The 17,043-nt window shown below is 45.1% G+C and carries 15 protein-coding genes and 1 other annotated feature; of the genes, 11 read left to right on the forward strand and 4 right to left on the reverse strand.

Features of this window, described 5'->3' with window-relative positions; genetic code table 11:
* Positions 1-39: 39 nt before the first annotated feature.
* Together AAAT93_RS01900 and AAAT93_RS01905 are read left to right on the forward strand one after the other, a co-directional pair.
* Positions 40-1,029 (forward strand): glycoside hydrolase family 25 protein, encoded by a 990-nt coding sequence (locus AAAT93_RS01900; RefSeq protein WP_227573551.1) that lies wholly within the window; start codon positions 40-42, stop codon positions 1,027-1,029.
* Positions 1,030-1,044: 15 nt separating this feature from the next.
* The gene (locus AAAT93_RS01905; protein WP_227573552.1) at positions 1,045-2,958 is read left to right on the forward strand and encodes an EAL domain-containing protein; all 1,914 of its coding nucleotides are present in this window, start codon (positions 1,045-1,047) and stop codon (positions 2,956-2,958) included.
* A gap of 1 nt (position 2,959) precedes the next feature.
* Here the strand turns inward: AAAT93_RS01905 and AAAT93_RS01910 are convergent, their stop codons facing one another.
* Positions 2,960-4,231, reverse strand: coding sequence for an ATP-binding protein (locus tag AAAT93_RS01910; RefSeq protein ID WP_118546212.1), 1,272 nt, complete (start codon positions 4,229-4,231; stop codon positions 2,960-2,962).
* A 142-nt stretch (positions 4,232-4,373) separates the two neighbouring features.
* Between AAAT93_RS01910 and AAAT93_RS01915 the strand changes: the two genes are divergently transcribed.
* The 4 genes from AAAT93_RS01915 to leuS are packed head-to-tail and all read left to right on the forward strand — an operon-like array spanning position 4,374 to position 9,301.
* Positions 4,374-5,756, forward strand: coding sequence for an AI-2E family transporter (locus AAAT93_RS01915; RefSeq protein ID WP_118373999.1), 1,383 nt, complete (start codon positions 4,374-4,376; stop codon positions 5,754-5,756).
* 36 nt (positions 5,757-5,792) lie between these two features.
* A complete protein-coding gene (locus AAAT93_RS01920) occupies positions 5,793-6,695 on the forward strand; it encodes a hypothetical protein (protein WP_021986215.1) in 903 nt (300 codons plus the stop codon).
* A complete protein-coding gene (locus AAAT93_RS01925; RefSeq protein WP_021986214.1) occupies positions 6,695-6,880 on the forward strand; it encodes a DUF4250 domain-containing protein in 186 nt (61 codons plus the stop codon). The genes AAAT93_RS01920 and AAAT93_RS01925 overlap by 1 nt, the downstream gene beginning before the upstream one ends.
* Before the next feature lie 27 nt (positions 6,881-6,907).
* Positions 6,908-9,301 carry a leucine--tRNA ligase gene (gene leuS / locus AAAT93_RS01930; RefSeq protein WP_021986213.1) on the forward strand — a complete coding sequence of 798 codons (2,394 nt, stop codon included), beginning with the start codon at positions 6,908-6,910 and terminating at the stop codon, positions 9,299-9,301.
* 73 nt (positions 9,302-9,374) lie between these two features.
* On the opposite strand, the gene AAAT93_RS01935 is transcribed toward leuS, so the two are convergent.
* The 3 genes from AAAT93_RS01935 to AAAT93_RS01945 form a co-directional block, all read right to left on the reverse strand.
* The gene (locus AAAT93_RS01935) at positions 9,375-9,629 is read right to left on the reverse strand and encodes a hypothetical protein (RefSeq protein WP_021986212.1); all 255 of its coding nucleotides are present in this window, start codon (positions 9,627-9,629) and stop codon (positions 9,375-9,377) included.
* 16 nt (positions 9,630-9,645) lie between these two features.
* Complete coding sequence (locus AAAT93_RS01940; protein ID WP_118734484.1) at positions 9,646-10,167, reverse strand: hypothetical protein; 522 nt, start codon at positions 10,165-10,167, stop codon at positions 9,646-9,648.
* Positions 10,168-10,317: 150 nt separating this feature from the next.
* Positions 10,318-10,560: a hypothetical protein gene (locus AAAT93_RS01945; RefSeq protein ID WP_021986210.1), complete on the reverse strand. Its 243-nt coding sequence runs from the start codon at positions 10,558-10,560 to the stop codon at positions 10,318-10,320.
* A gap of 126 nt (positions 10,561-10,686) precedes the next feature.
* On the opposite strand from AAAT93_RS01945, the gene AAAT93_RS01950 reads away from it, so the two are divergent.
* The 5 genes from AAAT93_RS01950 to pheT all read left to right on the forward strand — a co-directional run bounded on the left by AAAT93_RS01950 (position 10,687) and on the right by pheT (position 17,023).
* Positions 10,687-11,601 (forward strand): hypothetical protein, encoded by a 915-nt coding sequence (locus tag AAAT93_RS01950; RefSeq protein ID WP_195541064.1) that lies wholly within the window; start codon positions 10,687-10,689, stop codon positions 11,599-11,601.
* 27 nt (positions 11,602-11,628) lie between these two features.
* Positions 11,629-12,126 (forward strand): hypothetical protein, encoded by a 498-nt coding sequence (locus AAAT93_RS01955; RefSeq protein ID WP_227573553.1) that lies wholly within the window; start codon positions 11,629-11,631, stop codon positions 12,124-12,126.
* A gap of 360 nt (positions 12,127-12,486) precedes the next feature.
* Complete coding sequence (locus AAAT93_RS01960) at positions 12,487-12,909, forward strand: type II toxin-antitoxin system HicB family antitoxin (protein WP_021986207.1); 423 nt, start codon at positions 12,487-12,489, stop codon at positions 12,907-12,909.
* Positions 12,910-13,031: 122 nt separating this feature from the next.
* Positions 13,032-13,272 (forward strand) — a binding site (T-box leader).
* A gap of 289 nt (positions 13,273-13,561) precedes the next feature.
* Complete coding sequence (gene pheS / locus AAAT93_RS01965) at positions 13,562-14,581, forward strand: phenylalanine--tRNA ligase subunit alpha (RefSeq protein WP_021986206.1); 1,020 nt, start codon at positions 13,562-13,564, stop codon at positions 14,579-14,581.
* 15 nt (positions 14,582-14,596) lie between these two features.
* The gene (gene pheT / locus AAAT93_RS01970) at positions 14,597-17,023 is read left to right on the forward strand and encodes a phenylalanine--tRNA ligase subunit beta (protein ID WP_021986205.1); all 2,427 of its coding nucleotides are present in this window, start codon (positions 14,597-14,599) and stop codon (positions 17,021-17,023) included.
* Positions 17,024-17,043 lie beyond the last annotated feature (20 nt).

Here is a 17,043-nt window from a genome sequence, read left to right on the forward strand (position 1 = left end):
TATGATAGGAAGTAGGTTAAGAAAGGTTCACCAATGAGTATGGAACAGCAGAAAAAAAGAGATTATGAGATATACTGGCCACATGTGATACTGGTTGGCGCCATTGCACTCGTGCTTGTCCTGATCGGTGTAGTCATAGGTGTCAATATCGGAAAAAGCAAGAAATATAAGCCGGTTCCTGTGACGGGACAAGGGTATACATGGACATTGCAACCGGGCGCAGAAGCGCAGATGATCTACACGAACTTCTGGCAGTTTGCGAAAGCCAGTTATGTGTTGGTTGGCGATATTCCGAATTGTGAATTTTATAAGATTGTAAAGGAAGTGCCGCGCAACGATTTCCAGACAGATAATTTCTACATGGAGGACGGCGACAGCACGATCATGGCATACCATGCCGGAGATGGCAGCCGGCTGTCTGAACTTGCTGTGGATGTGTCTTCCTATCAGGCAGAACTGGATTGGGATGCGTTGAAGCAGGCAGGCGTTACAATCGCATTTATCCGGGTTGGATACCGGGGCTATGGCTCGGAAGGCAAACTGGTGGCAGATGAGATGTTTCAGACGCATATAGAGGGCGCCAAAGCAGCCGGAATCAAGGTAGGAATTTATTTTTACAGCCAGGCGATCAGCTACGAGGAAGGTGTGGAGGAAGCACAGTTTGCGCTGAATCTGGCATCTGCATATACGCTCGATATGCCGGTTGTGATTGATACAGAGGAGGTCTATGCGGACGGAGCGAGAACCGCTGACCTCTCTAATGATGCACGGACGGATGGTGTTGTCGGATTCTGCGAGACCGTGAAGAGCGCAGGCCACACACCGATGATTTATTCGAACCGGAACTGGTTTGTACAGAAGCTGGATATGACAAGACTGGGAGATTATAAGCTGTGGCTGGCACATTATGCGAATCAGCCGGATTTCCCATATCTGTATTCTGGCTGGCAGTATACAGGAACTGGCACGATCGCAGGAATCGGACAGGAACTGGATTTGAATGTATGGATGGAAGGTAGTGTTTATTAGGAACGGGGAGTGCCTATGTTGAATTGGGATCTGGCATATGATTATGCGGCGATTTATCTGTTGCTTATTATAATCATATGGTATTTTCATGAAAAAAGAATACCGCTTGCGAGTCACCGGACATTTTTAGTGGCACTTGCCGCAGTCTTTGTCTCAACGGGACTGGAGATCGTCAGCACGAAGCTGGCACAAATGTCCGGCACGGAAGGAAATGCTGGATTCTGGGTGACAAGCACCTTGCAGCATCTGGCGCTGAATGCGATTCCACTGCTGTTTGCATACTACGTGCTGCAGATCGTACATATCAATGCAAAGCAGATGCTGCATGCCAAATGGATGCTGGCATTGTGTGGCGTGGTTGATGTGGCTGCACTGGTGACGAATCCATATACCCATTGGGTATACGAGGCGGAAGGCTGGCAGTATACCTATGACTATGGAGTGCTGGTGCTGATCACGGTTGCGATAGCTGCAATTGTGGCAAGCTCGGTCGTGGCATTGCACCGGGTGAATCATACATTGTTTGCCAAGGCAATGGTTGTACTGTTTCATATGCTGCTTGTTGTGTTAGCGGTCTTTTTGCAGTTAAAAACACATGTATTGCTGTTGAATTTTGTGACAGCAACGGTCTGTCTGACGATTTATTATTATCTGCAGAATCCAAATGCGGTCATTGATACGGTGACAAAGCAGTTTAACCGGCGTTTTTTTGGCGAATATCTGCACACCTTTTTTATTAACGAAAAACCATTTGGAATCGTAGTCGTTGCGATGGATGATTTCAAGTTTATCAATAAGACCTATGGCGTTGAAAATGGAGATAATCTGCTTCGGCAGATCGGCGCTTTCATGGAGACGCTTCCATTTGCCAAGACGGTGTTCCGTCTGGGCGCAGACCAGTTCTGTATCGTGTTATACAAGGATCTGGATCAGATTGACGCGGTGGCACAGACGGTACATGAGCGGTTCCGCCATCCGTGGTACAGTGAGAATCAGGCAGGCATTATGATGTCTGCATCCATCTGTTGTGTGAATTGTCCGACAGATGCGTCTGCATATGGACAGCTGGTCGAGGTTATGGATTACTCTATGTCAATGGCGAAGCGGTTGCAGAAGGGTAGAATCACGTATGCAAAGGATTACGATTTAGGCAAGATCAAACAGGACAAAGCGTTTGAAAAGGCGGTCAAGCAGGCACTCGACCGGGATGAGCTGATGGTATATTATCAGCCGATCTTCTCGGTGGAGAAGGGCGTTTATAACTCCGCTGAAGCACTGGTACGCTTGCATGATGAAGAACTTGGCTGGATATCACCGGAGGATTTCATCCCGATCGCGGAGCGGAACGGTATGATTATTGAGATGGGAGAAGTGATTCTGGATAAGGTGTGCCGGTTTATTCATGATTTCAAGCTGGCGCAGACGACGGTAGAGTACATCGAGGTCAATATCAGTCCGGTGCAGCTGATGCAGCAGCATTTTTCAGACCGGGTAAAACAGATCATGGAAAAATACGATGTGCGTCCGAATCAGATTAACATTGAGATTACGGAGACTGCGACCATCAGTATGGCGGATACGGTCAATGCAAATATCATGGATCTCGTACAGTATGGAATTAAATTCTCTCTGGATGATTACGGCTCTGGCTATGCGAATATTGATTATATCAACCATATGCCATTTTCAATCATCAAACTGGATAAGTATATTATCTGGGATGCATTTAAGAGCACGAAAGCTGGAATTACGTTGAAGCATACGATCGGTATGCTGAATGAATTAGAGTTACATATCGTGGCAGAGGGCGTGGAGACCGCGGAGATGCGCGATCACCTTGCCGACATTGGCTGCCATTTTATGCAGGGGTGGTATTACAGTAAGGCTGTATCCGATCAGGATTTCATCCGTTTGATCGAGATGCAGTAGCTTACATGTTCCACAGACCGTAAGCTGGGATATTCAAGGTGTCTCCATCGAGAGACACCTGATTGAAGCTTACTTTCACTGCAATGTTTGTATTTGAATTTTTACTTCGGAATGTCTTAATATTCTGTGCCTTTGAATTCGGGACGAAACGGATATCGACCGGAACCGGGGCATCTTCTCCTTCATAGACAAACGGAACGCGCGCGGTTGCGCCGGATACCCAATAGTACAGATAAGGAATCTTGGAGCTTAACTCCTGGAAGATAAACTGCTCTGCAATCGCACCACATTTTTCTGCCAGGATATCGTTCACATCAATCTCCTCGTTCATAGGAAGTCCATAAGCGGCACGGAGCAGACCGTGATCGATGAAGAACAGCTCAAAGGATTTGTAATCAACATGCTCTTCCAAAGGAAGATTTCCAGATGTCAGACGTGGCAGTTTCCGGGCGATTCCGAGGTTGCATAAAGCCTGTGCTGCTTCAGCGTATTCCCGGCTGCGTGCATTGGAATCGACGGATTTGTACATGAATTTCTTATTCTCACGGGCAAGCTGCTCTGGGATACTCCGGAAGATGCGCTTGCATCGCTGGTAGAGTGCGACCGGGTAAGTCTGTTTCATAAGCTGGACATAGTCTTCCAACAGTGCCTCCTGCATCGGACGGATGATGGACAGATCCCGGTTCTTCAGATACGCATGGACTACGCCCGGCATACCGCCAACTAACAGGTATTCCCGGAGCATAGAGGTGATTGCGCCGATTTCAAGATTGGTAAGCGGCGTGTCCTTATGCTTTGAAATTGCATCTATGAAAGGATGTGCCTTGCTTGCAATCATATATTCTTCAAAGGTCATCGGACGCATGCGGAAGATCTCAAAAACGTCCGGGTGACTGTATTCAAACTCTGTAAATTCCATCGAGGATGCGATCAGACAGATGGTGTAATCTGGATGATTCTTGCGGAAAGCATAGAAAAATTCCGCGCAGTCCGGCACTGCCTGTACCTCGTCAAAGATAAAAATACAATCTGATGCGTCTCCAAACGGAAAACGTTGAGACAGCAGCAGATCCAGATTGGAATCGCCGGCGATGGCATCCTGACAGGCAGAATCTTCTGCCAGATTGATATAGCATTGCTGCTTGAAAAAGGCTGTGGCAAAATCGCGAACCGCCCATGTTTTACCGACACCCTTTGCGCCCTTTACATATAAGATTTTGCGCTTTGTCTGGTCGTACCAGTTAGCAAAGTCGTTGATGATATTCCGATACATCTGTGCATACACCCCTTTGCGTATTATATGAAAATATTTTAGTCAATAATATAGGGAGTGTCAACAAGAATTAGGTTGTTTCTACCAATTAAAAATGCTATAATAAATCGTAATTATTGTATGAGTAGAAGGAGACAGATGCGTGAAAAATAAGTGGAATAAAAATATTCTTCAACTTGGGGTTATGCTTGCACTTGCTGGCTGTGCATGTATTTTGTTTGCAGAAGTCATAAAGCAGTGGAAGTCTATTTTCGGATTTCTTGGGAATGTTGTCTCTGCGATGACACCGATCATTATCGGACTTGTGATCGCATTTATGTTGAATCCAATCATGATCTATATCCGGCGTGGGCTTTCCTTTTTGATCTGTAAGATTAAGAAAGAAGCGGAATACGATAGGGTTTATAAGAAGGTGAAGGTTCCGGCTTTGATTCTGACGGTGCTTTTGTTCCTTGGATTGCTGGTTGGATTGTTGTGGCTGGTAATCCCACGTGTGTATGAGAGTCTGACAGATCTTGTGAACAGCACAGAGGATTATATCAATTCAGCTGAGGCGTGGATCAAAAAAGTATTTGCACAGAATCAGATGATTGAGGATAAGTTGTCACAGGTGCTTGATTATGCAGAAAATAATGTGTTTACGATTCTGAAGGATAAGATCATGCCGAACCTCGACACAATCGTGAAAACGCTTTCTTCCGGCGTGGTTGTCGGAATCAAGGCAGTCATGAATTTCCTGATCGGTCTGATCGTTATGATCTATCTGCTGATGAGCAAGGATGTGCTGCTGGCGCAGTGCAAGAAAGTGATCTATTGTCTGTTCTCCAAGAAGACAGGTAACAAGATCATGGAAGGATGCTCGTATGCAAATGTCGTGTTCGGCGGATTTATCAATGGTAAGATCTTAGATTCCTGTATCATTGGAATCATATGCTTTATATTTACTTCAGCCGTACACATGCGGTATGCGGTGCTGATCAGTGTGGTTGTCGGTGTGACAAATATCATTCCATTCTTCGGACCGTTTATCGGAGCGGTACCGGGTGCGTTGTTAGCACTGATGGATGATCCAATCATGTTCGTGGTATTTATCATCTGGATCATTGTATTGCAGCAGTTTGATGGCAATATCTTAGGACCATTGATCTTAGGCGATGCAACCGGAATCTCCGGTATCTGGGTATTGCTTGCAATCTTAGTGGGTGGTGATCTGTTCGGCGTGGCAGGTATGATCTTAGGTGTTCCGGTATTTGCGTGTCTGTATGCATTTTTCGCAGTACAGCTCCGGGACAAGCTGCGTGCGAAAGATTTATCTTCAGCCACAGGCGATTATATCCGCTTGAAGAAATTCGACGAGGAGACTGGAGAGCCGATTTACCAGGAGCGCCACGATGAGCGAAAGACATTGAGGGAAAGCCGGATGAAGCAGGTGTTCCGCCGCTGGATGGAGAAGATGCATCTGAAAAAGCATGAAAATGCGACGAAGGAAGCAGAGAAAAAAGAAACAGAGAAAGACGAGAAATAAAGGGTTACAAACATAGAGAGACAAGGAGGAGCGAGTATGGCAAAAGGTAGTTATGCAACAAAGCAGATCTTAAACTGGATGGAGTATTTTTCAAAAGAGATGCAGGTAAGTCCGGAGAAGATCAAACTTCTGGATATTTGTGGAAAACAGAAAAATGTAATACCGACCGTGGAAGGACACAAACGTGTGCTGATTTTTGCAGATGAATCCCATGAGGATCTGTTCTATGATTTCTGGGAGGCAGGCTTTGGCGATTATGATATGTGGTATGCGGTTGGCATCGAGGAAGAAGGACAGGTAAAACATGTCAAGATCAAAGAGGTGATCAACCGAAAGATCACAGGCCCGACAGTAATCTTCATTCTGAATGAGAAGACAAGAGAATCGTACCGGATCGGTATGCGCAACGAGATGTTCTCGAAGGGACCGATCAAGTATGTTGGCAAGGAAATCCGTGCCGTCATCATGAGTCTGCTCGGTGTGGATTCGCAGGATACGATCTGTTTAGTTGATGCAGAGAGTATCGCAATCGAGGCAGCTTTTGTGGCAAGTGATGGCGCAATCATCTGTGTGGAGAATGATAAGGGCGCCAAGGATACGATGGAGGATAATGTGAAGCAGTTTGGCGTGCACAACGTCCAGATCATCCCAGACTTATCCGAGGGATCTATGGCGAAGATTCCAACACCAAGACTTTCCTTTATCGTTGCGAACAAGCATCTCGAAGAAGATATTCAGAGACTGCTGAAGAAGAATCCGAAGATGCAGTTTGTCATCTATACATTGGAGTTAAATATCCTGTCTGGCATCAAGCCACTCTTTGATAAGTACGGTATCTCAAATATGGAGGTATTGCAGATCAATGTGGCAAAGACAAACAAAGATAGTATGTTTGTAAATCAACCAGCCCCTTGGCTGATTACCGGAGAGGTGTTATAATGGCAATCGAAAATTTACCGAAGGATCCGATGATGCTCTTAAGCTTTGTGAATACGAGACTGCGTGATGACGGCATCAATCTGGACAGCTTTTGTTTACAATTCCGGACTGCAAGAGAAGATCTCGAGCAAAAACTTGCGGCTGTGGATTATAAATATGATGATAAATTAAACCGTTTCGTATAAGAGGCGGATTTAGTAAAAGGAGACATTATGAGACACAATTTCAAAGTAATCGAGAAAAAATGGCAGAAAAAATGGGAAGATGCCAAGGTGTTTGAAGCACAGGACTTCTCAGACAAGAAGAAATTCTACGGATTAGTAGAGTTCCCTTATCCAAGTGGAGCGGGTATGCATGTAGGACATATCAAGGCTTATTCCAGTGTAGAAGTCGTATCCAGAAAGCGTCGTATGGAGGGTTACAACGTATTGTTCCCAATCGGATTCGATGCATTTGGTCTGCCAACAGAGAACTATGCAATCAAGACAGGTACCCATCCGCGTCAGATCACAGATCAGAATATCGCGCGATTTACCGAGCAGTTGAAGCGGGTTGGATTCTCGTTTGACTGGAGCCGTGTGATCGATACAACCGATGAGAAGTTCTACAAGTGGACACAGTGGATTTTCCTGAAGATGTTCGAGAAGGGACTTGTATTCCGTGATACAGCACTCGTTAACTATTGTCCAAGCTGTAAGGTTGTTCTTTCCAACGAGGACAGTCAGGGAGGTAAGTGTGATATCTGCCACAGCGAGGTTGTACAGAAGTCGAAGACGGTTTGGTATCTGAAGATTACAGAATATGCAGATAAGCTTCTGCAGGGTCTGAAGGATGTCGACTATCCTGCAAATGTAAAGCAGCAGCAGGAAAACTGGATTGGTAAGTCTACTGGTGCATTTGTAAACTTCGATGTCGATGGAACAGATGAGAAGCTTCAGATTTATACAACAAGACCAGATACATTGTTCGGTGTAACTTTCATGGTTATCGCACCGGAGCATCCGCTGATCGATAAATATGCTGACAAGATTACAAATATGGATGCCATCAAGGCATACCGTACGGAATGCCAGAAGAAGACCGAGTTCGAGCGTACACAGCTTGTCAAGGATAAGACAGGTGTGAAGATCGAAGGTCTTATGGGTATCAACCCGATGAACGGCAAGAAGATTCCAATCTTCATTGCTGACTACGTTATGATGGGATATGGTACTGGTGCGATCATGGCAGTACCGGCTCATGACCAGCGTGACTATGATTTTGCAAAGGCATTTGGCATTGATATCATTCAGGTTATCAAGGGTGGCGATATCTCGAAGGAAGCTTATACGGGTGACGGTGAGATGATCAACTCAGAGTTCCTGAATGGATTTACAAATAAGAAGGATTCCATCGCCCGCATGGTTGAGGAAATCAAGAAGATGGGTGTTGGCGAAGCAGGCGTACAGTTCAAGATGAAGGACTGGGCATTCAACCGTCAGAGATATTGGGGTGAGCCAATTCCTCTGGTACATTGTCCATCCTGTGGTGTCGTAGCCGTGCCATATGAGGAGCTTCCTCTGGAGCTTCCAGATGTGAAGAACTTCGAGCCGGGTGAGGACGGTGAGTCTCCACTGGCAAAGATTGATTCCTATGTAAACTGCAAGTGTCCGAAGTGTGGCGGTGATGCAAAGCGTGAGACGGATACTATGCCACAGTGGGCAGGATCATCATGGTATTTCCTGCGTTATATTGATCCAAACAACGATAAGGCATTTGCAGATCGTAAGAAGATCGACTACTGGATGCCGGTTGACTGGTACAACGGTGGTATGGAGCATGTAACTAGACATATGATCTACTCCAGATTCTGGCATCGTTTCCTGTATGACCTCGGCGAGGTAAATACACCGGAGCCATATGCAAAGCGTACGATTCAGGGACTAATCTTAGGACCAGATGGTGATAAGATGAGTAAGTCCAAGGGAAATGTTATCGATCCACTTGACATCGTAGAAGATTACGGCGCAGATACGCTCCGGACATATGTATTGTTCATGGGTGATTATGCAGCCGCAGCTCCTTGGAGTGACAGCTCTGTAAAGGGATGTAAGCGTTTCTTGGAGCGTGTAGCAGGTATGACAGATATGGTATCTGATGATCCTTCCACAGATGCTTTGGAGGTAAGCTTCCACAAGGCAATCAAGAAGGTAAGCAGTGATATCGAGGAAACAAAGTTTAATACAGCAATCGCAACCTTGATGGCACTGACCAATACTGTTTACAGTGCTGGTAAGCTGAGCAAAGAACAGCTTGAGATCTTCATCAAGCTTCTCTGCCCGTTTGCACCACATTTGACAGAAGAAATCTGGGAGTCTCTCGGACATGAAGATTTCTTGTCTGTCAGTGCATGGCCACAGTACGAGGAAGAAAAGACCGTTGATGCAACGATCGAGATCGGTGTACAGGTCAACGGTAAGGTAAGAGGAACGGTTCTTGTCGCAAAGGATGAGGATAAGGATGCCGTACTTGCCCGTGCAAAGGAGATCGTCGCTGATAAGCTGACTGGCAACATCGTAAAAGAAATTTACGTACCGGGTAAGATTGTAAATATTGTATGTAAGTAATATTTGCTGAAGAAATAGAAAGAAAACGGTTGTCTGACAATGGTTTTGTACCGTGTCAGGCAGCCGTTTTTTGTTACAGGAAAAAAGATTTGATCATCTGGAATTTCTGACGCTCCGCCGGGGACATGCTTTCCTCCATTGCTTCGAGAAGCAACGCGGATTCTTCTTTCGTGAAGCTTAAGTTCCGGCGTTTTAATTCCTGATTGATCTGCAGAATCTGCGGCAGCAGCTCCTCGGCGGACTGGTATTTGCTCTGCTCCTTGATTTCGTTGATAATTCGTAATTTGGTTGGATGGATGTTTCGAAGTTTCGGGTTTTGTTCAAACATAGGAGAACCTTTCTATTTATTGGGAATTCAGGATATCCATGACGCTGGAATAAAGATCCTTGTGCCTGCCTGACTGGTTGTTGCAATTATGATCTGGATTTCTACCAATGTCCTGCCGCGGCGCATAGTCCGGTGGCGGAGGTGGTGCACCGCAGCCCGGTTGTGGCGGGAAATCACAGGGATTTCCACAATTATTATTTGGTGGCGGTCCCTGTGATCCAGAATCATTCATCGCCTGCATGACCTGCATCATTTTAAGCATCTGCTGCATGTTCTTGATATTGCCTGCAAAATCGCCCGGCAGGAAACGGCACATGCATTCCATCATTTCTTCGGAACTTTCCGGGTGACAGTCGAACCCGCAGGAGGCAACATAGTCCGGGTGGTCGAAGCATTGCATCAGGGCGCGGATTTCCTGATATTTGATTAAGAGGATCAACGGTTTTTTGTAGGCATAGTCCACAAAAGGAATCATGGCTTCCAAGAAAAACAGGGAGTCGTCATGGATCAGTTGATCGAGCGGATGATTATGCAGCATGGCGGATGCTCTGAAATCTTGTTAGTCTAATATATGTGCGACTCTGTAAAAATATGAGCCGGAGGAAGAGGATGCAACCGCTGTCATACAACAGATAACAAAAACTCCCTTACAAGTGAACTTGCAAGGGAGTCCCGAAGAATTCCTCTATTAACAACCGCAGCCGCAACCGCCGCCATTGTTATTTCCGCAGCAGAAGAGGAGAATCAGGATGATCCAGATACAGTCATTGTCGCAACCGCAACCGTTTCCACCGCAGAATCCTCCGCCGCCACAGCCACCGCACAATAACAACAGGATGATAATCCAGATGCAGGAACAGTTGCTGCCATTTCCGATGTTAAAACCATTTCCACAGCCGCAACCGCACTGTGTAGCTGACAAATCGCTCATGAGATGCCTCCGCTAAAAATTCTTATGGTTTATACTATGCGCCTGCCTGCGAAGTGTTAAAAAAAGTTGAATGGAAGTTCGTTAAATGTTAAGATAGAGAAAATTGACAAAAGGCGACAGGATTCGATGAAGCACAAGAAGTTTGAAATCATAATGATAAAAAATACATTGGCGATGATGCTCCCTATCATGGTCTTATTGCTTGTACTCATTTTTGTGGCGGTGCGTTATTCGCTGTTCCATGCGGTGCAATGTTATGAGCTTACGAAGATTGAGCCGATTGAGGATCAGATTGCGCAGCTATATGCAGATGGCACTACAAGTGTCCGGTACAATGCGGAGAATCTGTATTATACGGGATATAATTATCTGGTGGAAAACAAAATCAAGGGTGCCTATTATTATTGCTTTGAAGATGATCATATGGTGTTTCTGCTTATTAAGACAAAACAGCCACAAAACAGTATTGATAAGCGGACAGTGAAGGGACGTATCGTAAAGGACGAGGTAGTTACAGATCATATCATAGCCGGATTGTCAAAAAATGGAGAGGTTCCGATGAACATTTTAGATGGATTTTATGATTCTTATGTCATCAGTGAACCGGATTTCCCATATGTGTATACGGGGATTGCGTATATTATTGTTGCGGCGTTGTCGATGCTGTATGTCTTTGTGCTGGCATATGTTGTCCGGTTGTGGATGCGGCCATACAAGAATCCGCAGGCAAAGAAGCTGCGTGCCTATGGGCGTAGAAGTGCTGTGATCGAACAGCTCAATACAGAATTACGCGATAAATTATATTTTCATTATCATGGAATCTATGTGACAGATAATTTTCTGGTTGCAACATATTGGTTCCATACGGACGTAATCCGCCTCGATGATGTGCGGTATCTGTCCAAGAATCGGGTGGAGGAAAGGAGTGGTAGAGAATTGTACCGGCTGACCTTGTCAGAACCGGAGACAGATTTGTTTTATGAAATTGATTTTAGAGAAGAAGAGTTGATTGACGCGTGCGTGGATGCGATTCGGGGATAATGATGTAGATGATGGAGGATGGAGCGCATGAATATAGTTTTGGAAATCATTATTTTTAATGTCGTGGTATTTACGATCTGCGGAATCAATATGGCAAAAAAAGGAAGACTTGGATTGATACAAGAGTATCCAAAAGCAATACAGGATCGATGCAGAGAGCTTGGACTGATCGAGGATAGCTCTGGCAAGTTGACGAAAAAGGCAACGATCGGTAAGATTGGATTTTTTATCGGATACATAGTTTTGCAGACGGTATTGGCGTATTATATCGGAGGAGCACGCACGTTTTTCACAGGCTGGCTGCACGGTTATCTCATGTGGGTGGCAGAAATGTGGTTTGATGCACTGGTTGTGGACTGCCTCTGGTTTTGCCATAGCAAGAAAATGGTAATTCCGGGAACCGAGGATATGGTCGATGCCTATCACGATTACTGGCATCACATCAAATATGCGGTGATCGGAATGTTTACGCAGGCGGTGATCGCCCTGCCGGTAGGACTTTTCGTGATGCTGCTGGGAAAGTAATCATATATGGATAAAATAAAGGGTGTACCTGACGATGCAGGTGCACCTTTTTTATGTCAAAAATTATAGAATTAAAAATAATTTTTTACTCTCAAACCCGCATATTTCCTCAGCTTTTCTAAATGTTCCAAACTTACGCTTTACAAATATATGTATGCCATGATACGGTTTTTCAAACATTTTGTGATATAAAATCAAAATCTTTACAATGTGTATATAATGTGTATAATCAAAGGAGAAGAGATGAAACAGAGAGAATTGGTAAGAAAGTTAAAATCAATTGGATTTCGATTTGCAAGACAAATATAAAAAAATGGGGAATATAATATAGTATCCCCGGTAGATGAGGAGATGATTACTATGAAACAGGTGTATCCAGTTATATTTACAAAAATACAGGATGAGAAAAATACGATTTTGATTGAAGTGCCAGACTTGGAAATACTGACAGAAGGATTTGGCATTGTAAATGCAATTGACATGGCGAGAGACGCAATAGGTGTAAAGGGGATATATTATGACGATCAGGGAAAAGAATTGCCGAATCCAAGAGAATTGAAAGATATAGATATATCAAAGGGTACATTTTATGGAGATGGGGAAGGAACAGTCACACTGATAGATGTTGATTTTAATGAATATCGCAGAAAATTAGATAATAAATCTGTACGACGCAATGTGACACTTCCGAATTGGTTAAACCGAGAGGCAGAAAGGGCACATATCAATGTGTCGGGGGTTCTTCAGGAGGCACTTGTGCTAAAACTTGGGATACGAAAATAAACACCTAAAATAGGATTCAGCAGTTTACATTTTCGGGGTTGACACAGTTATTTATTGTGCTAAAATGTTTTTTGATAGGTGCATTTGCTGAATGATGATGCACCTGCAAGAACATAATAAATAGAAAGACGTTGAAGGTGCAACAAGGATTTTCAAGACCTGACAGAGAGACGGGGTCACGGCTGCAAGCCCTGTTCAGTAGAGGAAGATCTCATTTTCACACCGGAGTCGCGGATTTGAACATGCCGTTGTCGTGGTGCAGTGGAAAGTAGGATTCGTCGCGTTATGCACGTTACGCATACAATGAGAGCGACTGTCATAGTCGAATCAGGGTGGTACCGCGGATATTACTTCGTCCCTAGTCAAGGGCGAAGTTTTTTTGTTGCCTTTTATGACTGGTTAGAAACACATATCAGATGATTGCAGTTCCAATATGTGGATTGAGTGATTCGTAATTACCAATTCTAAAGCAGACCGTTGAAGCACGCTGGTACTTAATGAACGACGGATTTATCGTCGTGAATTTAGTACCACTGCGTGATGAACCGAGCGAGAGCGTGTCTGCGTAGAATTGGTAATTATGAATCGCTCGTATGATGTGTTTCTGGTTTGCAATCATCTGAAATTGGTATAACATGGAGGAAAACAGGAAATGAAAGAAAAGTTGCAAAGCATCAAAGAACAGGCACTTTCCAAGATCGCAGAGGCACAGGATATCAACCTCTTGAATGATATCAAGGTGTCGATCCTTGGTAAGAAGGGTGAATTAACCCAGGTATTGAAGAGTATGAAGGATGTGGCTCCGGAGGATCGTCCGAAGGTTGGACAGATGGTAAATGAGACACGTGCAAACATCGAGGCAAAGCTCGAGGAGAAGATGAAGTCCATCAATTCTGCTATGCGTGCAGAGAAGATGAAGCGTGAGACAATCGATGTTACACTTCCGGGTGTGAAGAAGATCGACGGACACAGACATCCAAACCAGATCGCGCTTGAAGATCTGGAGCGTGTATTTATCGGTATGGGATATGAGATCGTATCCGGGCCGGAAATTGAATATGACAAATACAACTTTGAGCTTTTGAATATCCCTGCAAACCATCCGGCAAAGGATGAGCAGGATACATTCTATATCACAAAGGACATTCTGCTTCGTACACAGACATCACCGGTACAGGCAAGAATCATGGAGCAGGGCAAGCTGCCAATCCGTATTCTGTCACCGGGACGTGTATTCCGTTCTGACGAAGTAGATGCAACTCATTCACCATCTTTCCATCAGGTTGAAGGACTGGTTGTTGACAAGGGAATCACAATGGCAGATCTGAAGGGAACACTCGATCAGTTCGCGAAGGAATTCTTCGGTGAGAAGACAAAGACGAAGTTCCGTCCGCACCATTTCCCATTTACAGAGCCTTCTGCAGAGGTAGATATCACATGCTTCAAGTGTGGCGGCAAGGGCTGTCGTGTATGTAAGGGCAGTGGCTGGATTGAGATTCTTGGTTGTGGTATGGTTCACCCACACGTATTGGAAATGTGTGGCATTGATCCGGAAGAGTATTCAGGATTCGCATTTGGTATCGGACTGGAGCGTATCACACTTCTGAAGTACGAGATCGATGATATGCGTCTCTTGTACGAAAACGACACAAGATTTTTGAATCAGTTCTAAGATGGAGGTAAGAAGATGAATACACCGATTTCATGGTTAAAAGTATATGTTCCTGATTTAGACGTGGATGTACAGGAGTTCGTAGACGCGATGACACTGTCCGGTTCCCATGTAGAAGGATACGAGAAGAAAGATAAGAACTTAGAGAAGATAGTAGTTGGTAAGATCGAGAAGATTGAGAAGCACCCGGATGCAGATAAGCTCATTATCTGTCAGGTAAATATCGGTGCTGAGACAATCCAGATCGTAACAGGTGCTCCAAATGTAAAGGAAGGCGACCTTGTACCGGTTGTTTTAGATGGCGGTAAGGTTGCAGGCGGACATGATGGCGAGCCACTCCCGGAGGACGGCATCAAGATCAAGAAGGGCAAGCTTCGTGGTATCGAGAGTAATGGTATGATGTGCTCCATCGAAGAGCTTGGTTCATCCAGAGATCTGTACCCGGAAGCACCAGAGTATGGTATTTACATTTTCGGGGAAGAGTCGGGTGTAAAGCCGGGCGATGACGCGATTGCAGCACTTGGTCTGCATGATTCTGTTGTAGAGTATGAGATCACATCGAACCGTGTTGATTGTTTCTCTATGATCGGTATGGCAAGAGAGGCTGCTGCAACCTTTGACAAGGAATTCCATGAGCCGGAAATCAAGGTACAGGGCAGTGGCGGAGATGTCAATGATTACATTACCGTGGATGTACAGGCCCCGGATCTGTGCCCGCGTTATACAGCCAGAGTTGTTACAGATTTGAAGATCGGTCCTTCCCCAAAATGGATGCGTGAGAGACTGGCTTCCCAGGGAATCCGTTCCATCAACAATCTGGTTGATATCACAAACTATGTTATGGAAGAGTACGGTCAGCCAATGCACGCGTATGACTTAGATACGATCGCAGGCAAGAAAATCGTTGTAAAACGTGCCAATGACGGTGATACATTTGTGACACTCGACGGACAGGAACGTAAGATGGACAACGATGTTCTGATGATCTGTGACGGCGAGAAGGAAATCGGTATCGCCGGTATCATGGGTGGCGAAAATTCCATGGTTACGGATGACATCAAGACATTGCTGTTCGAGGCAGCCTGCTTCGACGGTACGAATATCCGTCTCACAACAAAGCGAATCGGTCTTGCGACAGATGCAGCTGCAAAATTCGTGAAGGGACTTGATCCAAATTTGGCAGAACAGGCAATCAATCGTGCCTGCCAGTTGATCGAGGAGCTTGGCTGTGGTAAGGTCGTGGACGGTATGGTGGATGTATATCCAAACCCGGTCAAGGAGGTTGTACTTCCGTTTGAGCCGGAGAAGATGAACAAGCTGCTCGGAACAGACATTTCTTCTGATGTTATGCTTTCCATCTTCAAGAAGCTGGAGCTTCGTTATGACGAGAAGACAAATATGCTGACAATCCCTACTTTCCGTCAGGATCTGAAATGTATGGCAGATCTTGCAGAGGAAGTAGCACGTTTCTATGGCTATGCAAATATTCCGACGACTCTGCCACACGGCGAGTCCACTGCAGGTAAGAAGAGCTATGCAGAGCGTGTAAATGATATCGTAAGAAATATTGTCGAGGGCGATGGTTTCTCTGGAGCTATGCATTATTCGTTCGAGAGTCCGAAGGTATTTGACAAGCTGCTCATCCCACAGGATTCCGTATATAGAAAGGCAATCCAGATCATGAACCCACTTGGCGAGGACTTCTCTATCATGAGAACGCTTCCGTTAAATGGTATGCTGACATCCCTTTCTACAAACTATAACCGTAGAAATAAACATGCGAGACTGTATGAGCTTGCAAATGTATATCTGCCGAAGGCACTTCCATTGACAGAGCTTCCGGATGAGCGTATGATGCTGACACTTGGTATGTTCGGCGAGGGCGATTTCTTCGATCTGAAGGGTGTGATTGAAGAGCTGACAGAGAAGCTTGGATTTGCAAAGGAGATCAACTACGAGCCAACATCTGAGCATCCATTCTTACATCCGGGACGTCAGGCAAATATCACGAAAGGCAAGCTTTCGGTTGGTTATCTCGGACAGCTTCATCCAGAGGTTGTTGAAAACTATGGCATGAAGAAGGAAGTCTATGTCGCAGTTCTGGATATGCAGACAGTTACAATGCTTACGACATTTGACAGAAAGTACGAAGGTATCGCGAAGTTCCCAAGCGTTACACGAGATCTGGCACTGGTTGTAGATAAGAGTGTATTTGTTGGCGAAATCGAGAAGGTCATCAAGAAGTGTGGAGGCAAGATGTTAGAGAGCTACAAGCTGTTCGACGTTTACGAGGGCGCACAGGTGGCACCGGGTAAGAAGTCTGTTGCATACTCTCTCGTATTCCGTGACAAGACAAAGACTTTGACGGATGCGGATGTTAATCCAGTCGTAGAGAAGCTTCTTGCAGAGCTTTCGAAGATGGGCATCGAGATCCGTGCATAATAGCATAGTTCTGCGTGCAG

The sequence above is a fragment of the Coprococcus hominis (ex Arizal et al. 2022) genome, from assembly GCF_040094675.1.
Taxonomy (GTDB): Bacteria; Bacillota; Clostridia; order Lachnospirales; family Lachnospiraceae; genus Coprococcus_C; species Coprococcus_C hominis.

What these genes read in the sequence shown, in the direction of transcription:
- leuS (WP_021986213.1), top strand. Translation starts at nt 6,908, where the DNA reads ATGAGACACAATTTCAAAGTAATCGAGAAAAAATGGCAGAAAAAATGG.
- AAAT93_RS01950 (WP_195541064.1), top strand. Translation starts at nt 10,687, where the DNA reads ATGAAGCACAAGAAGTTTGAAATCATAATGATAAAAAATACATTGGCG.
- AAAT93_RS01955 (WP_227573553.1), top strand. Translation starts at nt 11,629, where the DNA reads ATGAATATAGTTTTGGAAATCATTATTTTTAATGTCGTGGTATTTACG.
- AAAT93_RS01960 (WP_021986207.1), top strand. Translation starts at nt 12,487, where the DNA reads ATGAAACAGGTGTATCCAGTTATATTTACAAAAATACAGGATGAGAAA.
- AAAT93_RS01905 (WP_227573552.1), top strand. Translation starts at nt 1,045, where the DNA reads ATGTTGAATTGGGATCTGGCATATGATTATGCGGCGATTTATCTGTTG.
- pheS (WP_021986206.1), top strand. Translation starts at nt 13,562, where the DNA reads ATGAAAGAAAAGTTGCAAAGCATCAAAGAACAGGCACTTTCCAAGATC.
- AAAT93_RS01940 (WP_118734484.1), bottom strand. Translation starts at nt 10,167, where the DNA reads ATGCTGCATAATCATCCGCTCGATCAACTGATCCATGACGACTCCCTG.
- AAAT93_RS01920 (WP_021986215.1), top strand. Translation starts at nt 5,793, where the DNA reads ATGGCAAAAGGTAGTTATGCAACAAAGCAGATCTTAAACTGGATGGAG.
- AAAT93_RS01925 (WP_021986214.1), top strand. Translation starts at nt 6,695, where the DNA reads ATGGCAATCGAAAATTTACCGAAGGATCCGATGATGCTCTTAAGCTTT.
- AAAT93_RS01945 (WP_021986210.1), bottom strand. Translation starts at nt 10,560, where the DNA reads ATGAGCGATTTGTCAGCTACACAGTGCGGTTGCGGCTGTGGAAATGGT.
- AAAT93_RS01900 (WP_227573551.1), top strand. Translation starts at nt 40, where the DNA reads ATGGAACAGCAGAAAAAAAGAGATTATGAGATATACTGGCCACATGTG.
- pheT (WP_021986205.1), top strand. Translation starts at nt 14,597, where the DNA reads ATGAATACACCGATTTCATGGTTAAAAGTATATGTTCCTGATTTAGAC.
- AAAT93_RS01935 (WP_021986212.1), bottom strand. Translation starts at nt 9,629, where the DNA reads ATGTTTGAACAAAACCCGAAACTTCGAAACATCCATCCAACCAAATTA.
- AAAT93_RS01910 (WP_118546212.1), bottom strand. Translation starts at nt 4,231, where the DNA reads ATGTATCGGAATATCATCAACGACTTTGCTAACTGGTACGACCAGACA.